General features: G+C 67.8%; 17 protein-coding genes. 4 read left to right on the top strand and 13 right to left on the bottom strand.

Annotation, left to right across the window (positions count from 1 at the left end):
* Positions 1-19: 19 nt before the first annotated feature.
* The gene (locus ABS361_11670; protein XBY42781.1) at positions 20-1240 is read left to right on the top strand and encodes a benzoate/H(+) symporter BenE family transporter; all 1221 of its coding nucleotides are present in this window, start codon (positions 20-22) and stop codon (positions 1238-1240) included.
* 133 nt (positions 1241-1373) lie between these two features.
* On the opposite strand, the gene ABS361_11675 is transcribed toward ABS361_11670, so the two are convergent.
* Positions 1374-2804, bottom strand: coding sequence for a class II 3-deoxy-7-phosphoheptulonate synthase (locus ABS361_11675; GenBank protein ID XBY42782.1), 1431 nt, complete (start codon positions 2802-2804; stop codon positions 1374-1376).
* Positions 2805-3203: 399 nt separating this feature from the next.
* Here ABS361_11675 and ABS361_11680 point away from each other — a divergent pair, with 399 nt between their 5' ends.
* Positions 3204-3905, top strand: a complete 702-nt coding sequence (locus ABS361_11680; GenBank protein ID XBY42783.1) for a GntR family transcriptional regulator — start codon at positions 3204-3206, stop codon at positions 3903-3905.
* 123 nt (positions 3906-4028) lie between these two features.
* On the opposite strand, the gene ABS361_11685 is transcribed toward ABS361_11680, so the two are convergent.
* From ABS361_11685 to rpiA, 5 genes are all read right to left on the bottom strand, one after another.
* On the bottom strand, positions 4029-4697 hold the full coding sequence (locus tag ABS361_11685; protein XBY42784.1) for an HAD family phosphatase: 669 nt from the start codon (positions 4695-4697) through the stop codon (positions 4029-4031).
* Between the two features lie 16 nt (positions 4698-4713).
* A complete protein-coding gene (locus tag ABS361_11690) occupies positions 4714-6657 on the bottom strand; it encodes a KUP/HAK/KT family potassium transporter (protein XBY42785.1) in 1944 nt (647 codons plus the stop codon).
* 334 nt (positions 6658-6991) lie between these two features.
* Positions 6992-8371: a glutathione-disulfide reductase gene (gene gor, locus ABS361_11695; GenBank protein ID XBY42786.1), complete on the bottom strand. Its 1380-nt coding sequence runs from the start codon at positions 8369-8371 to the stop codon at positions 6992-6994.
* 106 nt (positions 8372-8477) lie between these two features.
* The gene (locus ABS361_11700) at positions 8478-9053 is read right to left on the bottom strand and encodes a DUF2059 domain-containing protein (protein XBY42787.1); all 576 of its coding nucleotides are present in this window, start codon (positions 9051-9053) and stop codon (positions 8478-8480) included.
* Between the two features lie 22 nt (positions 9054-9075).
* Positions 9076-9768, bottom strand: coding sequence for a ribose-5-phosphate isomerase RpiA (gene rpiA, locus ABS361_11705; GenBank protein XBY46881.1), 693 nt, complete (start codon positions 9766-9768; stop codon positions 9076-9078).
* A 306-nt stretch (positions 9769-10074) separates the two neighbouring features.
* Here rpiA and ABS361_11710 point away from each other — a divergent pair, with 306 nt between their 5' ends.
* Together ABS361_11710 and gph are read left to right on the top strand one after the other, a co-directional pair.
* The gene (locus ABS361_11710; protein ID XBY42788.1) at positions 10075-11910 is read left to right on the top strand and encodes a methyl-accepting chemotaxis protein; all 1836 of its coding nucleotides are present in this window, start codon (positions 10075-10077) and stop codon (positions 11908-11910) included.
* Positions 11911-12023: 113 nt separating this feature from the next.
* Positions 12024-12731, top strand: coding sequence for a phosphoglycolate phosphatase (gene gph, locus ABS361_11715; protein ID XBY42789.1), 708 nt, complete (start codon positions 12024-12026; stop codon positions 12729-12731).
* A 24-nt stretch (positions 12732-12755) separates the two neighbouring features.
* Here the strand turns inward: gph and ABS361_11720 are convergent, their stop codons facing one another.
* From ABS361_11720 to tkt, 7 genes are all read right to left on the bottom strand, one after another.
* Entirely contained in the window at positions 12756-13217 is a 462-nt protein-coding gene (locus ABS361_11720; GenBank protein XBY42790.1) for a hypothetical protein, read from the bottom strand.
* A gap of 164 nt (positions 13218-13381) precedes the next feature.
* Positions 13382-14062, bottom strand: coding sequence for a ribulose-phosphate 3-epimerase (gene rpe / locus ABS361_11725; protein ID XBY42791.1), 681 nt, complete (start codon positions 14060-14062; stop codon positions 13382-13384).
* Between the two features lie 8 nt (positions 14063-14070).
* On the bottom strand, positions 14071-14412 hold the full coding sequence (locus ABS361_11730; GenBank protein ID XBY42792.1) for a pentapeptide repeat-containing protein: 342 nt from the start codon (positions 14410-14412) through the stop codon (positions 14071-14073).
* Between the two features lie 98 nt (positions 14413-14510).
* Positions 14511-15575, bottom strand: a complete 1065-nt coding sequence (gene fba / locus ABS361_11735) for a class II fructose-bisphosphate aldolase (GenBank protein XBY42793.1) — start codon at positions 15573-15575, stop codon at positions 14511-14513.
* Positions 15576-15761: 186 nt separating this feature from the next.
* Positions 15762-16205 (bottom strand): type II toxin-antitoxin system VapC family toxin, encoded by a 444-nt coding sequence (locus ABS361_11740; GenBank protein XBY42794.1) that lies wholly within the window; start codon positions 16203-16205, stop codon positions 15762-15764.
* Positions 16196-16525 (bottom strand): type II toxin-antitoxin system RelB/DinJ family antitoxin, encoded by a 330-nt coding sequence (locus ABS361_11745; protein XBY42795.1) that lies wholly within the window; start codon positions 16523-16525, stop codon positions 16196-16198. Before ABS361_11745 ends, ABS361_11740 begins: the two co-directional genes overlap by 10 nt.
* Positions 16526-16657: 132 nt before the next feature.
* A complete protein-coding gene (gene tkt, locus ABS361_11750; protein XBY42796.1) occupies positions 16658-18664 on the bottom strand; it encodes a transketolase in 2007 nt (668 codons plus the stop codon).

Consider the following 18664-nt stretch of genomic DNA (forward strand, 5'->3'; position numbering starts at 1 on the left):
TTGCAGCAGCGAACCGGCCGTGGTTCCCTCGGCGTCCTTCCAAACTCTCCGACGGAGCTCTCCCGTGCGATCCGACATCTCGGCCCAGGCGATCGCGGTCGGCGTGCTCGCCGCCTTCGTCGGCTTCGCCAGTTCCTTCGCGGTCGTGCTCAAGGGACTGACCGCGATCGGCGCGACGCCGGCCGAGGCGGCGTCGGGATTGATGGCGCTCTCGATCGGCATGGTGATCGGCTGCATCGGCCTGTCGCTCTGGACGCGCATGCCGATCAGCGCCGCGTGGTCGACGCCCGGCGCGGCCCTGCTCGCGGCGACGCCGGCGATCGAGGGCGGATTCGCCGCCGCGGTCGGCGCGTTCCTGGTTGCCGGCGGGCTGATCGTGATCGCGGGGCTGTGGCGGCCGCTCGGCCGCGCCGTGGCGTCGATCCCCGCCTCGCTCGCCAATGCGATGCTGGCCGGGGTCCTGCTCAATCTCTGCCTCGCGCCCGTGAAGGCCGTGCAGCAGAACCCGGCCTTCGGTCTCGCGATCGTCGGTACCTGGCTCGCGGTCGCCCAATGGAAGCGGCTCTGGGCGGTGCCGGCTGCGGCGCTGGTGACACTCGCGCTGATCGTCGCCTCGGCGAAGATCGCCCCCGGCGCCTTCGACCAGATCTGGCCGACCCCGGTGTTGGTCACGCCGCAGTTCACCCTGCCGGCGCTGATCGGCATCGCGCTGCCGCTGTTCATCGTCACGATGGCCTCGCAGAACATCCCCGGCGTCGCCGTGCTGGCGGTGCACGGCTATCGGCCGGATCCAGGGCGGCTGTTCTGGTCGACCGGGCTCCTGACCGTGCTGGTCGCCCCGTTCGGCGGCCATGCGATGAACCTTGCAGCGATCACGGCGGCGCTCTGCGCCAATCCCGATGCGCATCCGGACCCGAAACGCCGCTATTGGGCCACGATCGCGAGCGGCGTGACCTATCTGCCGCTCGCCCTTGCGGCGGGCGCGGCGACCGCCTTCGTCGCCGCGACGCCGCCGATCCTGATCGAGGCCGTCGCCGGCCTCGCCCTGCTCGGCTCGTTCGGATCGGCCCTGCTCGGGGCCGTGACGGAGGTGAAGGACCGCGAGGCGGCCGTCGTGACGTTCCTGGTCACGGCCTCTGGCCTGTCGTTCTTCGGCATCGGCGGCGCGTTCTGGGGTCTCGTCGCAGGCGGTGGCGTGCTGGCGCTGATCCGCTGGCGCGCGGCCCGGAGCACCCCCTGAACCGCACATTCGGATCACGCGGCATGCCGCCGGCCGTGCTCGCCCGAACGCGCCGCGCCCGAACCCGAAACGAAAACGGCGGCCCGGAGGCCGCCGCGATCGATTGTCCGTTGTTCCGAACCGGCCGGGCGGATCACTCCGCCGCGGCGAGAAGCGCGCTCGGACGCGAGGCGCGATCCTTCTTCAGCTCGGTCGCGATCAGGAAAGCGAGCTCCAGCGCCTGACGGGCGTTGAGGCGCGGATCGCAGAGCGTGTCGTACTGGTTGCCGAGGTCGGTCTCCTGGATGGCGACCGCGCCGCCGAGGCACTCGGTGACGTTCTTGCCGGTCATCTCCAGATGCACGCCGCCGGCGTAGCTGCCTTCGGCCCGGTGGATCTCGAAGAAGGTCTGCACCTCCTCGAGGATCCGATTGAACGGCCGGGTCTTGTGGCCGGTCGAGGAGGTGATCGTGTTGCCGTGCATCGGGTCGCACGACCAGATCACCTTGCGGCCCTCGCGCTCGACCGCGCGGATCAGCCCCGGCAGGTGCTTGCCGACCTTGTCGGAGCCGAAGCGCGCGATCAGCGTCAGCCGACCGGCCTTGTCCTCCGGGTTCAGCACGTCGATCAGGCGCAGCAGCGCATCGGGCTCGAGCGACGGGCCGCACTTGAGGCCGATCGGGTTCCGGATGCCGCGGAAGTACTCGACATGGGCATGATCGAGCTGGCGCGTGCGATCACCGATCCAGACCATATGCGCGGAGGTGTCGTACCAGCCGCCCTGCACCGAGTCCTCGCGGGTCAGCGCCTCCTCGTAAGGCAGCAGCAGTGCCTCGTGGCTCGTGTAGAAATGCACGCCCTGGAGCTGCTGGGCGGTCTCCGCGGAAATGCCGCAGGCCGCCATGAACTCGAGCGCCTCGGTGATGCGCTCGGCCACCTCCTTGTAATGCTCCGCGACGGGGCTGTCGGCGAGAGCATCCACCATCCAACGGTGCACGCGTTCGAGCTTGGCGTAGCCGCCGGTCGCGAAGCCGCGCAAGAGGTTCAGGGTCGCCGCCGACTGGCGGTAGACCATGCGCATGCGGTTCGGGTCCGGAATGCGGCTCTCGGGCGTGAACTCGAAGCCGTTGATGATATCGCCGCGGTAGGCCGGCAGTTCGACGTCGCCCCGCTTCTCGACGTTCGACGAGCGCGGCTTGGCGAACTGGCCGGCGATGCGGCCGATCTTCACCACCGGCAGCGCCGCCGAATAGGTCAGCGCCACCGACATCGACAGGAACACCTTGAAGAAGTCGCGAATGTTGTCGGCCGAGTGCTCGGCGAAGCTCTCGGCGCAGTCGCCGCCCTGCAGGAGAAACGCCCGGCGCTCGGCCACGTCGCCGAGCGCGCGCTCGAGCTTGCGGACCTCGTCGGCAATCACCAGCGGCGGCCAGGTGCGCAGATCCTCCTCGACGGCCGCGAGACGCGCGGCGTCCGGATACTCGGGGACCTGCACGATCGGCTTGGCGCGCCAGCTGTCCGGCCGCCAGGATTCGAGGCGTCCCGCTTCGCTCCTCCGGTCGTTCGCGCCCAGCTTCTCGATCATCGCTTCCACTCCAATAGCCCGGCACCAGCGCCGCGCTCAAACGAAGGGGGCGTTATACACGTGCGCGTGGTTCGATGCCACTCCGGAAGGCGACCACCGCCAGCGCGGCCTCACGCCCCTTGGACTACACCCTCAAGACGACACAACCGACAGCACGGGGTGCGACGTAAATTCACAACGTTGCGGGACTAAAATAACAGTCGAATTTACCGAATCCCGTTGAAAACCAACATAATATCAGCAATCCTGCTCAAGCATGACGTGTTGCGCGGAACCGTTACCGACTCGTCGGTTCGAATACTGCTCAATATAGCCATGTAGTGAAGCACCCCTGATGATTAGACATCGCCGGGGGTGCCGCGTCGTTGGGGTCGACGCGTCTAAAAAATGGGTTGAACCATGCTATCATACCGGACGACGTCGGAGGACTCCGGCGGGCAACCTTACGTGAAGAAGGCCGACACGGCCTATCTTTGGCTTCGGGACGAAATTCTTTCCTTCCGGATGGAACCCGGCGCCTTCATCGACAAGACCGAAATCTGCAAGCGGCTCCAGATCTCGAAGCAGCCGGTCACCGCGGCGGTGACCCGGCTCGAACAGGAGGGACTGGTCGAGATCTTCCCGCAGCGCGGATCCTATGTCGCCCGTCTGCGGCTGTCGCAGATGAAGGAGGCCGTCTTCATTCGCTATGCCCTTGAAATGGCTGCCGCCTTCGAGGTCAGCGAGAAGAATGCCGAGGTCATCGTTCAGCAGCTCCGCAGCAATCTCGCAGAACAGCGCGCCGCTCTCGACGCGCTCGACACGGCGCTGTTCCGGGAGCTCGATATCGAGTTCCATCGCGTGATCGGTCACGGTGTCGAAATGGGCACCGTCGCGGCCCAGGTCGAAATCGGCCTCGCCATCGGTCGGCGCTGCCTCGGCGTCATTCCCGACGACATGAGCCTGTTCGAACGTGCCTATCGCGAGCATGCGCGCATCGTCGAGGCGCTCTCGGTCTCGGACGGCGCCTCGGCCGCCCGCGAGCTGAACGCGCATCGGCTGACCATGCAGAAGGCGGTCCAGGCCTTCGCGGACGAACGTCCCGAACTGTTCCTGAACTGAGAAACAAGACCGCGCGGAGAGCCGATCCCCGCGCGGTCTCGCATTGGCAAAGTCGCCGGCGCCAGATCTCTCCCCCGCAGATCTGGCGTCCCGCCCTTGAGCAAGACCGATCCGCCCTGCCGCTCAATCGCAGCCGGGCAGAAGGCCGCGCGCGACAAGATCGGCGCGCAGGCGCTCCGGGTCGACGAACAGATGGCCCGCGATGCCGAGACGGTGCGCTGCCTCGATGTTGTCGGGACGATCGTCGATGAAGAACAGCCGTTCCGGCGCGGCGCCGATCCGATCGATCAGCACCTGGTAGATTTCGGGCTCCGGCTTGGCGAGCTTCTCGTCCCCCGACACGACGATGTCACGGAACCGGCCGAGAAAGCCGAATTTCTCCCGGGCCAGCACGAAGGTCTCCGCAGACCAGTTGGTCAGCGCGTAGAGCGGCACGCCGCGCGCATCGAGCTCCTCGAGCAGCGCGACCGTGCCGTCGATCAGGCCCGGAATCATTTCGTCCCAGCGGTCGCGATAGGCGCGGATCTCGGCCTCGTAGCGCGGATGGCGGCCGATCGCCTCGGCGATGGCCTCGGCCCAGGTGCGGCCACGATCCTGCTGCCAGTTCCAGTCGTGATGGCAGACCTCGGCGAGGAAACGCTCCATCTCCGCCTCGTCGGCGAAGAGCTTGCGGTAGAGAAAGCGCGGATCCCAGCGGATCAGCACGTTACCGAGATCGAAGACCACGATGTCGGGCCGGACCTCGGCAACGGGACGGGTGACGGTGGACGGAGCGGTTGCGGGCGCATGCATCGGCGGACGGATCCCCTCAGATCGTGATCTGCGCCCCGAGATCGACCACGCGGCCCGGCGGGATCTGGTAGTATTCCGCCGGGTCGGCCTGGTTGCGGTAGAGGAAGATGAACAGACCGCGGAACCAGCTCCACAGGCCGCCCTCCTCGCCCTCGACCAGATGGGCGCGACTGACGAAATAGCTCAAGTCCTTCTTGTCGATATGAACGCCGCGCGCGGCGAGCGCCTTCACGGCCGCCGGCACGTCCGGCGTCTCCATGAAGCCGAACTTCACGCGCGCGAAGGCGAGAGCCTGATTGTCGGCGAGCGTGTCGAGCGTCATGCGGCTCGCCTCGTCGACCCAGGGCGTGTCGGCCGTCTCGATATAGAGGAACACGATCTGCTGATGGCAGCACTTGTTGTGCTTCAGATTGTGCAGGAAGGCGCGCGGGGCGAGCGTCGGGTCTTCCATCAGGTAGATCGCGGTGCCGCGCACGTGCTCGACGCGCGGGCTGCGCAGGGCGGAGAGCGCGATCTTGATCGGCACGCCCTCGTGGCGCCGGCGCGCGACCAGCCGCACGCGGCCCATGCGCCAGGACGCCATCACCACGACGAGCAGCAGACCGATCACCAGCGGCAGCCAGGCGCCGTGCACCACCTTGGTCACGCAAGCCAGGAAGAACGACACGTCGAAGGTCATGAAGAACACGACCGTCGGGATCGCCATCCAGACCGTCCATTTCCAGACGCCGCGCGCGACCATGTAGGCGAGCAGCGAGGTGACGACCATGGTGCCGGTGACGGCGAAACCATAGGCCTCGGCGAGCTTCTCGGAGGCCTGGAAGGTCAGGACGACCGTGATCACCGCCACGAACAGGAGCAGGTTGATCGACGGCACATAGACCTGCCCGCGTTCCTCGGCGGAGGTGTGGCGCGTCTCGGTGCGCGGCCAGAAGCCGAGGTGGGCGGCCTGATGGGTGACCGCGAAGGCGCCCGAGATCACCGCCTGACTGGCGATGACGGTCGCGACCATGGCGAGCACGACCAGCGCCGGCTGCAGCTCCGGCGTGATCATGTGGAAGAAGCTGTCGCGCGTACCGACCGCCGGGTCGCGCAGCGCGTGAGCGCCCTGCCCCAGATAGTTCAGGATCAGCGCCGGCGCGACGATGAAGGCGAAGGCACGCCGCACGGCGTCGCGGCCGACATGACCCATGTCGGCGTAGAGCGCCTCGGCGCCGGTCACCGACAGGACCACCACCGCGAGGATCGCGAAGGGCCCCGGCCCTGCCTCGCGCAGATAGGCGAGGCCGTAGCGCGGATCGAGCGCGGCGATCACGTCCGGATAGCGCACGATCTCCTTGACGCCGAGGACGGCGAGCAGGCCGAACCAGACCAGCATGATCGGTCCGAACCAGCCGCCGACCTTGGAAGCGCCGCCGCGTTGCACGGCGAACAGCGTGGTCAGGATCAGGAGCGCCAGCGGCAGCACGGCGCCGTGCAGGCCGGGCGCGGCGACCGAGAGGCCCTCGACCGCCGACAGCACCGAGATCGCCGGCGTGATCACCGCGTCGCCATAGAACAGCGAGGCGCCGACAATGCCGAGCACGGCGACGAGGCCAGCGAGTTTCGGCGCCGACTTGGAGGCCAACGCCATCAGCGCAAAGATGCCGCCTTCGCCCTTGTTGTCGGCGCGCATGATGAAGATCGCGTACCAGACACCCACGACGATCACGAGCGACCACGTCACCAGCGACAGAAAGCCGAGCACGTCGGCGGCGACCGGCCGGACCACCCCGGTCTTGAAAGCGGTGTCGAGCGTGTAGATCGGGCTCGTGCCGATGTCGCCGAACACGATGCCGAGCGCGGCCAGCACGCCGGTGTGCGAACCGGCATGGGTCGGGGCCGGAGCCGGCAGCGGCGGCGCGGGCTGGGCCTTGTCGGCGGAGATCTCGAACGGAAAATCGTCGGTGGTATCGGCCATGTCTGTCGTGCGCTCCGGCGCGGGCGTCCGGGCCGGCCCTCTCGGCCGGCATCTTCCGTTCGGTGGTCTTAAGCGTTGAATGTTCGGGTCGGGTTCGGTCGGTGCGATGTCTCGGCTGCGATGTCTCGGCTGCGGCATCTCGGCTGCGGCGTCGCGCCCCATCCGGTCGCCCGTCCACCACGGGTCAGCCATCCCCCTCGCCGGCCCGAAACTCCGGCGTTCAAAGCCCCTCAGTGGCGCGCAAATTAGCCGCGCGTCACCTGGAGGTCAAATCCGCGCGGCTCCGCATCCGGGGGAACGGATGCACGGGGAAACCGGCTCCGGTTCGGCCGGATCAGACCCGCGCGGCCACGCGCTCGGTCGGCGTCCGCATGGTGACGAGCTCCTCGGCCGCGCTCGGATGCAGGGCCATGGTGGCGTCGAAATCGGCCTTGGTCGCGCCCATTCGCATCGCGATCGCAACGAGCTGGACCATTTCGGCGGCATCCGGACCGACGACATGCACGCCGAGCACGCGGTCGGTCGCAGCATCGACGAGGATCTTCATCAGCATGCGCTCGTCGCGGCCGGCCAGGGTCATTCGCATCGGCCGGAAGCTCGCCCGATAGACGTCGTAGGCGCGGCCGGTCGCCGCGACATCGTCCTCCGAGGCGCCGACGGTGCCGACCTCGGGGGTCGAGAACACCGCGGTCGGGATCAGCTCGTAATCGACCGAGACCGGCTTGCCGCCGAACACCGTGTCGGCGAAGGCATGGCCTTCGCGGATCGCGACCGGGGTCAGGTTGACGCGATCGGTCACGTCACCGACCGCGTAGATCGACGGCACGCTCGTCTGCGAATAGGCATCGACGATCACCGCGCCGCGCGCGTTCAGCGCCACGCCGGCCTTGTCGAGGCCGAGCCCGCCGGTCGCCGGCGAGCGGCCGATCGCCAGCATGACCTGATCGGCGGCGACGGTCTCGCCGCCCGAAAGCAAGACCTTCAGCCCGTCCGCAGTCTTCTCGACGTTGGTGAACTTCTGGCCGAGCACGATGCGGACGCCGGCCTTCTCGATCTCGGCGGAGAGATGGGTTCGGATATCCTTGTCGAAACCGCGCAGGATCTGTTCCTGACGGCGGTAGACGAGCGTGGTGTCGACGCCGAGGCGGGCGAAGACGCAGGCGAACTCGACGGCGATGTAGCCGCCCCCGCCGATGACGATGCGCCGCGGCAGACGCTCCAGGTGGAACACCTCGTTGGAGGTGATCGTGTGCTCGATGCCGGGCAGCGTGCGGTCGATCTCGGGGCGGCCGCCGGTCGCGACCAGGATCCGGCCGGCCGTGACGACCCGGTCCTCACCGATCAGGCGGACCGCGTTCGGGCCCTCGATCTCGGCGCGGGTGCGCAGGATCTCGACCCCGGCGCGGTTCAGGTTGGCCGCATAGGCGGCCTCGAGCCGGGCGATCTCCTTGTCCTTGTTGGCAATGAGCGTCGTCCAGTCGAAATGCTTGCCCTCGACCGTCCAGCCGAAGCCGGCGGCGTCGGCGAAGTCGTCGGCGAAGCGCGAGGCATAGACGAACAGCTTCTTCGGCACGCAGCCGCGGATCACGCAGGTGCCGCCGACGCGGTATTCCTCGGCGATGGCGACCTTGGCGCCGTAGCCGGCCGCGATGCGCGCCGCACGCACGCCGCCCGAACCGGCGCCGATGACGAAGAGATCGTAGTCGAAGCTCATGACGTCCCTCTCGACGCAAACGCGCGCTCCGACGGTGCCGGAGCGCGCCCTGTCTCACCCATGCCGCTCTCGCGCCGCCGGGACCTGCGCGGCCCGGTCTTCAGCTTCAGAGCTTGTAGCCGCGCTTGGTCATCTCTTCGCGGACGCGGTTGAGCATGTCCTGCGAGATGGCGTTCTGCCAGACGCCGACCGCGGCGGTCGTGAAGCGCACGATGCCGGGGGTCTCCTTGTTGAGCTTCTGGCCGACCGGCGAATTGTAGAACTTGGCGATGTCGTCGAGCTCGGCCTTCGAGAAGCGCACGGCCCAGATCTCCTGGACCTGACGGTCGAGCTCGGGACGGCGCGCGGCGAGCTCGAGGGCGATCTTGTTGACCACTTCCTCGATCTGGTTCGACAGGCTCGGATTGGTGCGGACGAGGTTCTGCTTGGTGCGCAGCGCCACGTCGATCAGCACGTTGTCGAAGCCCTCGTTGACCTTCGCCGCGGCGATCGCCGCCTGGGCAGCCGCCAGATGCTCCTTGGTGAACTCCGGCGTCGGCGCATTGGCGCCGGTGGCGGGAGCCTGAGCGGGCTGGGTCTGCGCCGGTTTGGTCTGGGCCATCGCGGACTGGGCCATCACGCCGGTCGAAACCGCGGCGAGCAGGCTCGCGGCGGCGAGGCGGGTGGCGAGCGAACGGATCATCGGAAGTCTCCCGTATGAACGGTCAGGGATGGAGGGTTTCGATCTGGTCCAGGCCGGCGACCACGGCGGCGGTCGCGAGACCGATGAACAGGCCGTGTTCGACCACACCCGGAATGGTGGCGAGTGCTTCGGCCAGTGCCTTTGGATCCGGAATCCGGCGAAATGATGCATCGAGAATATAGTGGCCGCCGTCGGTCAGATAAGGGGCGCCGTCGCGGCCCTGCCGCAGCGCCAGCGGACCGGCGAGGCCGAGGTCGGCGGCGATGCGCTCGATCTTGAGCCGGGTCGAGCCGAGGCCGAAGGGAACCACCTCGATCGGCAGCGGGAAGGCGCCGACGGTCTCGACCACCTTCGACTTGTCGGCGATCACGATCATGCGCGCGGAGGCCGCCGCGACGATCTTCTCGCGCAGCAGCGCACCACCGCCGCCCTTGACCAGCACGAGGCCGGGGCCGATCTCGTCGGCGCCGTCGATGGTCAGGTCGAGCTCGGGTAGCGTGTCGAGCGTTTCCAGGCGAATGCCGAGCGAGCCGGCGAGCGCGGCGGTCCGCTCGGAGGTGGGGACGCCGACGACATCGAGGCCGGCGGCCACGCGGGCGCCGAGCAGCTTCACGAACTCATCGGCGGTCGACCCGGTGCCGAGACCGAGCTTCATGCCGGGCTCGACATGGGCGAGCGCGGCTTCCGCGGAACGACGCTTCATCTCGACGCTCATGTCGGCGACGAACTCCTGTCCATGCAGATCGCGCTCGCGATCCGAAACACCCGGACGGCGGCGTCGCGAAGCCGCGCCGCGCTCGTCCGAAACGGCCGGCTTTCCATACATGATGGCATCGGGGCCGCGCCAGTCCCCATCGGCGCCACGACCACGGCGGAAACCTCGGTCCGGGGCGCGTGCAAATGCCCAATCCGCGCGTGCAAATCCTTGAACGGCGGGGGCCTGGGCCGAGATCAGTAAAATTCTGGATGATCTTTCTGGAATTCCAGAAATATATAAGCCGCTGAAAACGCATTCCGATCGGTGATTATCCAATCATTAAATAATTTAAAGAACCCTTCACGAGGCGCCATTGGTCATGCGGTCAACTCGATGCTCGGTCTGTTCAAGAAATCACCCTCGCCTGCCCTGGGCGAAGATGCCGGCGCGGCATTGGCGACCGGCTCGGACGTCGCGAAATCCGATGTGGAAGCGGACACCGGCGGCGCCGACAATCTCGCCCGCCTCGTCGACCTGATCGAAAACGACCTGAAACGCACCTCGAACCGCCTCGAAGCGATCGGGCACGGCGTGCACGAGCGCGTCGCGGAGAACATTGCGCTGATCTCCACCATCCAGCGCGACACCGCGACGCTGGTCGACGAGACCCGTGCCGCGCTCGACAACACCACGCGGCTCAGTGCCCGATTCGGTGATCTTTCGCGCGCGAGCGAGGCGATCGGCGAGCGCGCCGAGGCGTCGGGTGCGTTGGTCGACAGTGCCGACCAGATGGCCGAGCGCGCCACCCGCTCGATGGAGGATCTCGCCCGCGCCGTCGATCAGATCGAGCGCGTGATCTCGATGATCTCGGACGTGGCCGGGCAGACCAATCTGCTCGCGCTCAACGCCACGATCGAGGCGGCACGCGCCGGCGAAGCCGGCCGCGGCTTCGCGGTCGTGGCCGCCGAGGTCAAGTCCTTGTCGGTAGAGACCCGCAAGGCGACCGAAGAAATCGCCGCGACGCTGCGCGACCTGCGCGCCACCGCACGCGCCAACTCGGACGCCGTCGGCGAGATCGTCGATGTCGTCGCGCGGATCCGACCGGTGTTCCAGGAAGTATCCGACGCGGTCGGCGGCCAGATCGCCGCAACGCGCGAACTCGCCTCGGGCGCCAGCGAGACCTCGCGATTCGCCGAGGAGGTCGCCGCGCGCGCCGGCGCGATCTCGCAGGCGACCGTGTCGGCCTCGTCGATCGCGGGCGCGGTCGAGACCGCCGCCGACACGATGAACGGCAGCATCGCCGAGATCTCGCGTCTGCTGGTCACCGTCCTGCGCCAGGCGCCGCAGGCCGACCGCCGCCGGCACGACCGGTGGCCGGTCGAAATGCCGGGCACGCTCACCGTCGCCGGCACGAGCGTGCCGGTCCGCACCGTCGACCTGTCGCTCGGCGGCGTGCTGGTCAAGGCCGACCGCGACCCGGGCCTCTCGATCGGTGCGGCCGGACGCGTCGACCTCTCCGGCATGGGCGGCATCGACGTCCGCCTCGTCGCCAAGAGCCCGCTCGGCCTGCATCTCGCCTTCCGCGACGGGCAAACCGAGGCCGTCGCCCGGGTCGCCGAGCGGATCGCCCGGACCGAGGCCGACTATCGGCCGCTGATCGAACGCGCCCAGCGCGGCGCCGCCCAGGTCCGGGAGGCGATCGAGGCCGCGCTCGCGAGCGGCCGCCTCTCGGCCGAAGCCCTGTTCGACTGCACCTACACGCCGATCGAGGGCACCGATCCGCTGCAGTACGAGACCCGCAGCCTCGCCGCGCTCGAGCGTCTGCTGCCGCCGATCCAGGAGCCGCTGGTCGCGGAGGATCCGCGCATGGCTTTCGCCGCGGCGGTCGACATCAACGCCTATCTGCCGGTGCACAATCGCATCTACTCGCAGCCGCAGCGCCCCGGCGAGACGGCGTGGAACGCTGCCAACGCGCGCAACAAGCGGATCTTTGACGACCGCACCGGCCTGATCGCGGCGCGCAACACCCGGCCCTTCGTCGTGCAGAGCTATCCGCGCGATCTCGGCGGCGGCAATATCGTCATGGTCCGCGAGATCGACGTGCCGCTGACATTCGGCGGCCGGCACTGGGGCGGCTTCCGCACCGCGTACCGGCTCTGAGCGCGGCGCGGTTGCGAGGATGACATCGGACGGCTAGAGCAGGCGCGACCGGCTTTCTCCCGGCCGGACTTGGCCTGTTTCGCCCTGGAGCCCGCCGATATGGAGCCCGCCCGATGCCGCATGACGCCGTCCGCCCCCTGCTCGTCTTCGATCTCGACGGGACGCTGGTCGATTCCGCGCTCGACTTGATGGGCACGCTCAATGCGCTGCTGGTGCGCGAAGGGCTCTTGCCGGTGCCGGTCGAAGCGGTCGGGCGGATGGTCGGGCTCGGGGCGCGGGTACTGATCGAGCGGGGCCTGCGCGCCAACGGCGTCGAGCCGGAGCCGGCGCGCGTCGATCGGCTGTTCGCCGACTTCCTGGTCCACTACGGCGACAATATCGCCGTCTCGACCCGGCCCTATCCGGGCGTCGAGGCGGCGCTCGACCGCTTCGCGGCGGCCGGCTGGCGCTTCGCGATCTGCACCAACAAGCCCGAGGCGCTGTCGTTCAAGCTGCTCGACGCGCTCGGGCTGACCAGCCGCTTCGACGCGGTCTGCGGCGGTGACACCTTCCCGGTCCGCAAGCCCGATGCCGCGCATCTGACCGGCACGATCGCGCGGGTCCGCGGCGAGACCGCCGGCACGGCGCGCGCGATCATGGTCGGCGACTCCCATGCCGACGTCGCGGCGGCGCGCAACGCCGCCGTGCCGGTGGTCGGCGTCAGCTTCGGCTATACCGACAAGCCGATGGCCGAACTCGGCCCGGACGTCGTCATCGACCATTTCGACGCGCTGTGGGACGCGGTCGCCGGGCTCGAGAAGCGCGAGATCGGGCGGGCGTGACGCCCACCCTCCTCTCGGGACGTCTCACTTCACGACGAACTTGCCGACCATGCCCTTGTCCTTCAGCCCGTCGACCCACCACTCGTAGGTGCCGGTCTTCACGGGCGTGAAGTTGACTTCGATCGTGCCCTGATCGTCGAACTCGAGCCAGGCGGGCGGACCGGCCATGTGGATCTCGAGCTTGTTCACGACGATCTGGTCGACCCAGACCGAGCGGAAGAAGCCCGGCGCCATGAACTTGTATTCCTTCTCGCCCTTGGCGGTGATGTTCAGCCGGTAGCCCTTGCCGGTCTCCAACTCGATCGTCTGGCCCGAGACGGCATAATCGTTCTGCTTGCCGTCGCCGAGTTCGATCGCCGGGAGCGCGGTGCGCCCCTTCATCAGATCGCCGGCGGCATGCGCGGGCGCGGCGCCGACCATCGGCAGCGCGAGCGCCATGAGGGCGAGCGCGGCACAGCGGGTCGCGAGGGCGTGGGACAGTCGCATCGGCGTTCCTCCTGACGGTTCGATCGAACCGTCGCCTTGTTGGCCTATTGCCAGATGACCAGAACCTGACAGACGGGCCACAGAGTGCCGGAGGCACGGCCCGCGTCAAGGCCGCGGGCCGGGATTTCTTCTCATAAGATATTGATAAAAATGGGCAATGTCAGTCAGACCGCCAAGCCACGCGCCCGGGCGATCTCGGCCTTCATCCGGCCGATCACCGCGGCATAATCCGCCTCGCCATAAATGGCGCTGCCCGCCACGAAGGTGTCGACGCCGGCTGCCGCAATGGCGCCGATGTTGTCGACCTTGACGCCGCCATCGATCTCGAGCCGGATCGGCCGGCCACTGTCGTCGATCAGGCGGCGCACGGCCTTCGCCTTGTCGAGCACCGACGGGATGAAGGCCTGGCCGCCGAAGCCCGGATTGACCGACATGAGCAGGATCATGTCGAGCCGGTCCATGACCCAGTCGAGGACGCCGAGCGGCGTGCCAGGATTGAGCACGAGACCGGCCTTGCAGCCCTTCTTGGCGATCAGGTCGAGCGAGCGGTCGACGTGCTCGGAGGCTTCGGGATGGAAGGTGATCAGGTCCGCCCCGGCATCGGCGAAGGCCTCGATCATGGCATCGACCGGCTTCACCATCAGATGCACGTCGATCGGCGCCTTGGTGACGGGCCGGATCGCCTTCAGGACCAGCGGCCCGATGGTGAGGTTCGGGACGTAGTGGTTGTCCATCACGTCGAAGTGGATCCACTCCGCGCCGGCCTCGATCACGGCCTCCACCTCGGCGCCCAGACGCGCGAAATCGGCCGACAGGATCGAGGGGGCGATAACGGGATCGAACATGGACAGTGTCACTCGGGCAGCGGGCCGGCTGCGGGATCCGCGGGCTCGGCCGGTTGGTGGGCCCGCCAGAGGGCGAGCAGGTCGGTGACGGCGACGCCGTCGATGGTCATGCCGTCATAGCGGCCGCCGGAGAAGGCCGTGCCGGCCAGGTTCACGTCCGAGACACGCCAGCCGGACATGTTGGCGTTCGAAATCCGCCAACCGGCGCAGTTCACGTCGTCGAGCGTCGTGCCGGCCAGATTCACGTTGTGGAACGTGCAGCCGGAGATGTTGACGTCGTCGAACTGCGAGCCGGACAGGTCCGACTTGGTGACGGCGAGCACTTCCTTGGTGCGATCCAGCTTCAGCATGCGTCCGCTCCCGATCTGCTCTCCCGGCAAGGATCGGCCGCACCGTGTCACGGCGGTCGGTCCCGGACAAGCCGTCCGGACCGGCCGCCGCGAGTGGATCAGTTCACGATCTGCTTCAGCGAGCCGTCGCTGTAGCGCTTGGCCATCTCGCCGAGGTCGAGTGACTTGATCTTGCCGGCCTGGCCGGCGGTGCCGAACGCCTCGAAGCGCGCGACGCAGACCTTGGTCATCGCCTTGATGCCCTCGGAGAGATACTTGCGCGGATCGAACTCGGCCGGGTTGGTCGCCATGACGCGGCGGATCGCGGCGGTCATGGCGAGGCGCAGATCGGTGTCGATGTTGACCTTGCGCACGCCGTGCTTGATGCCCTCCTGGATCTCCTCGACCGGCACGCCGTAGGTCTCCTTGAGATCGCCGCCATACTCGCGGATCTCGGCGAGCAGCTCCTGCGGCACCGACGACGAGCCGTGCATCACCAGATGGGTGTTCGGGATGCGGGCGTGGATCTCCTTGATGCGGGAGATCGCCAGGATGTCGCCGGAGGGCTTCTTGGTGAACTTGTAGGCGCCGTGCGAGGTGCCGATCGCGATCGCGAGCGCGTCCACCTGGGTCGCCTTGACGAAGTCGGCGGCCTGCTGCGGGTCGGTCAGCAGCTGCTCGCGGGTCATGGTGCCCTCGGCGCCGTGGCCGTCCTCCTTGTCGCCCTTCATGGTCTCGAGGCTGCCGAGCACGCCGAGCTCACCCTCGACCGAGACGCCGGCCGCATGGGCCTTCTCGACCACGGTGCGGGTCACGTCGACATTGTACTCGTAGCTCGCGACCGACTTGCCGTCGGCCTCGAGCGAGCCGTCCATCATCACCGAGGTGAAGCCGTTGTCGATCGCCGAGAAGCAGACCGGCGGGGCGGCGCCGTGGTCGAGGTGCATGACGATCGGGATGTCCGGATAGGTCTCGATCGCACCCTGGATCATGTGCCGCAGGAAGTGGTCGCCGGCGTACTTCCGGGCGCCGGCCGAGGCCTGCAGGATGACCGGCGACTTGGTCTGGTTCGCGGCCTCCATGATGGCCCGCACCTGCTCCAGATTGTTCACGTTGAAGGCCGGCAGGCCGTAGCCGTTCTCGGCGGCGTGATCGAGCAACTGGCGCATGGATACGAGCGGCATCAGGCAGTCTCCTGTCGTCGGTTTCAAAAGGGAGTAGTCGGAACGTGTGACAAGGCTCTAACGCTTCATCCCACCCGAAAACAAGACCGAGCGTGTGCCCTGCGGCAGATTTTCCGTGGCGAATTCGTGTTTAGCGTCAATGGAGTGGAAGATGTTGCAGGCGCGAAAGAGATGGCGCCACCCGGATTATGTCGCAAACTGCGAAAGGCGTACGATCTCGATCGTCTTAGGGGTCCGCATCGTGCGATCGTTCGAAAGCAGCAGATCGCACCCCGCCTCGACCGCGGTCGCGACGTGGACGGCGTCAGGCGTCTTCAAGCCGAACTCGGCCCTGTAAAGGCTACCGCGCACATAGGTTTCGCGAGTCGTAGGGCACAGCCGAAAAGCGCCGCTCTCCTCGACAAACTGCCGATAGAGCAAGACAAGGTCCGAGCGTCCCTCCCTGAATAGCGGGACCAGCAACTCGCAAAGCGTGAGCTCGCTCGTTACAATCTCAGTTTCGCCCGCCACGATGGCATCTCTTATGTCAAACAACGCTGTTCGATAAGCAGAGAAACCTTCCAGAAGATAGATGAACACCACCGTATCGAAATAGACGCGAGCGCCGCGAAGACGGGATCTCAATCCCATTGCCTGCGCTCGGTCTCGATATAATCGTCAACGTCCTGTGACGTTCTGAATACGCCCCGACCAGCCCCGATGTACGTCGTGATATCGGGACTGACCGAGTATGCCGGTGGAGCAGCCTCTTCCAAGCCGGCGGGGGCAGCCTCGCGTGCCGCCTCCCGCGGCAGCCCGATCTCGAAGGGAATCCGTTCGTCCACGGCGATGCGGGTCAGCAACATGCGGATCGCGTCGGAGACGGTCAGCCCCATCCCGCCGAGAACCGCCGCAGCCTGCTCCTTGATCTCCGGGTCGACCCGAACCTGCACCAGAGCATTGTGCGCCATGGCGGATCACTCCTCTTCTGCGCGCAATGTAATGCATCTGCATGACAGAAGGAAGAGTCCTCCTGAAACGCGAACGCCGCGGAGAGTGTCCGCGGCGTTCCAACCCGTGTTGCTCTCGAGCCGAAGCCCGCCTCACACCAGCGCCTTCACCGCCTCGACGACCTTGTCGACCGTCAGGCCGAAGTGCAGGTAGAGCGCCTTTTCCGGCGCCGATTCACCGAAGCTGTCGATGCCGATCACCTTGCCGGTGCGGCCGACGTACTTGTACCAGCCGCCGGTCGCGCCGGCCTCGATCGCCACGGTCGGCAGCGACGCCGGCAGGACCGCGTCCTGCCAGGCGGCGTCCTGGCGGTCGAAGACGTTGGTCGACGGCATCGACACGACGCGGGTCGGCACGCCGGCAGCAGTCAACGCGGCGGCCGCCTCGACCGCGATCTTCACTTCCGAGCCGGTCGCGACCACGGCCGCCTTCGGCGCCTCGGCCGGCTCGACCAGCACGTAGCCGCCGCGGGCGATCTCGCCGAGCTTCGCCGCATCGCGAGCCTGCGTCGGCAGGCCCTGGCGCGACAGGGCCAGCGCCGAGGGGCCGTCCTTGCGCGACACCGCCGAGGTCCAGGCGACCAGCGTCTCGGTCGCGTCGCAGGGGCGCCAGTAGTCGAGGTTCGGGATCAGGCGCAGCGCCCAATGATGCTCGATCGGCTGATGGGTCGGGCCGTCCTCGCCGAGGCCGATGCTGTCGTGCGTGTAGACGTTGACGACGCGCTGCTTCATCAGCGCCGACATGCGCACCGCGTTGCGGGCGTAGTCGGAGAAGACCAGGAAGGTCGCGACGAAGGGCAGGAAACCGCCGTGCAGCGCGATGCCGTTGGCGATCGCGGTCATGCCGAACTCGCGCACGCCGTAGAGCACGGTGTTGCCGGCCGGATCGCGCGAGATCGGCAGCGTGCCCTTGAAGTTGGTCAGGTTGGAATGCGTCAGGTCGGCCGAGCCGCCGAGGAATTCCGGCAGGAGCGGCGCCAGGATGTTGAGCGCGTTCTGGCTGGCCTTGCGGGTCGCGATCGCCTCGCCCTTCTCCTGCACCTCCGCGAGCGCGGCGGCGAGCGTCGCGTCGAAGTCGGCCGGCAGGTCGCCGGCCATGCGACGGGTGAACTCGGCCGCGAGCTCCGGGTACTCGGCCGCGTAGGCCGCGAAGGTCTTCTCCCATGCGGCTTGCGCGGCGCCGCCACGGGCCTTCTGGTCCCAGGCGGCGTAGACGTCGGCCGGAACCTCGAAGGGCGCGTGGGTCCAGTTCAGGATTTCGCGCGTCTTGGCGATCTCGTCGGCGCCCAGCGGCGCGCCGTGGGCGTCCTGGTGACCGGCCTTGGTCGGCGCGCCCTTGCCGATCACGGTGCGGGCGCAGATCAGCGACGGCTTGTCGGTGACGGCGGCGGCCTCGGCCATCGCCTTGTCGAGCGCCTCGATGTCATGGCCGTCGACGCCGCGCACCACGTGCCAGCCGTAGGCCTCGAAGCGGGCCGGCGTGTCGTCGGCGAACCACTCGCCGACCTTGCCGTCGATCGAGATGCCGTTGTCGTCGTAGATCACGTTGAGCTTGCCGAGGCCGAGCGTGCCGGCGAGCGAGGCGACCTCGTGGGAGATGCCCTCCATCAGGCAGCCGTCGCCGACATAGACCCAGGTCTTGTGGTCGACGATCGTGTGACCCGGACGATTGAACTGCGCAGCGAGCGTGCGCTCGGCAATGGCGAAGCCGACGGCATTGGCGATGCCCTGGCCGAGCGGACCGGTGGTGGTCTCGACACCCGGCGTATAGCCGACCTCCGGGTGGCCCGGGGTCTTCGAATGGAGCTGCCGGAAGCGCTTCAGTTCCTCGATCGGCAGGTCGTAGCCGGTCAGATGCAGGAGCGCATAGACCAGCATCGAGCCGTGGCCGTTCGACATGACGAAGCGGTCGCGGTCCGGCCAGCGCGGGTCGGCCGGGTTGTGCTTCAGATACTGGCGCCACAGCACCGCGGAAATCTCGGCCATGCCCATCGGCGCGCCGGGATGGCCCGACTTCGCCTGTTCGACGGCATCCATGGCGAGCGCGCGGATCGCGGCCGTGACCGGCCAGGTCAGGTCGTTCGAGAGGGGCTTGGTCAT

This window comes from Ancalomicrobiaceae bacterium S20 (genome assembly GCA_040269895.1).
Classification (GTDB): Bacteria; Pseudomonadota; Alphaproteobacteria; order Rhizobiales; family Ancalomicrobiaceae; genus Methyloraptor; species Methyloraptor flagellatus.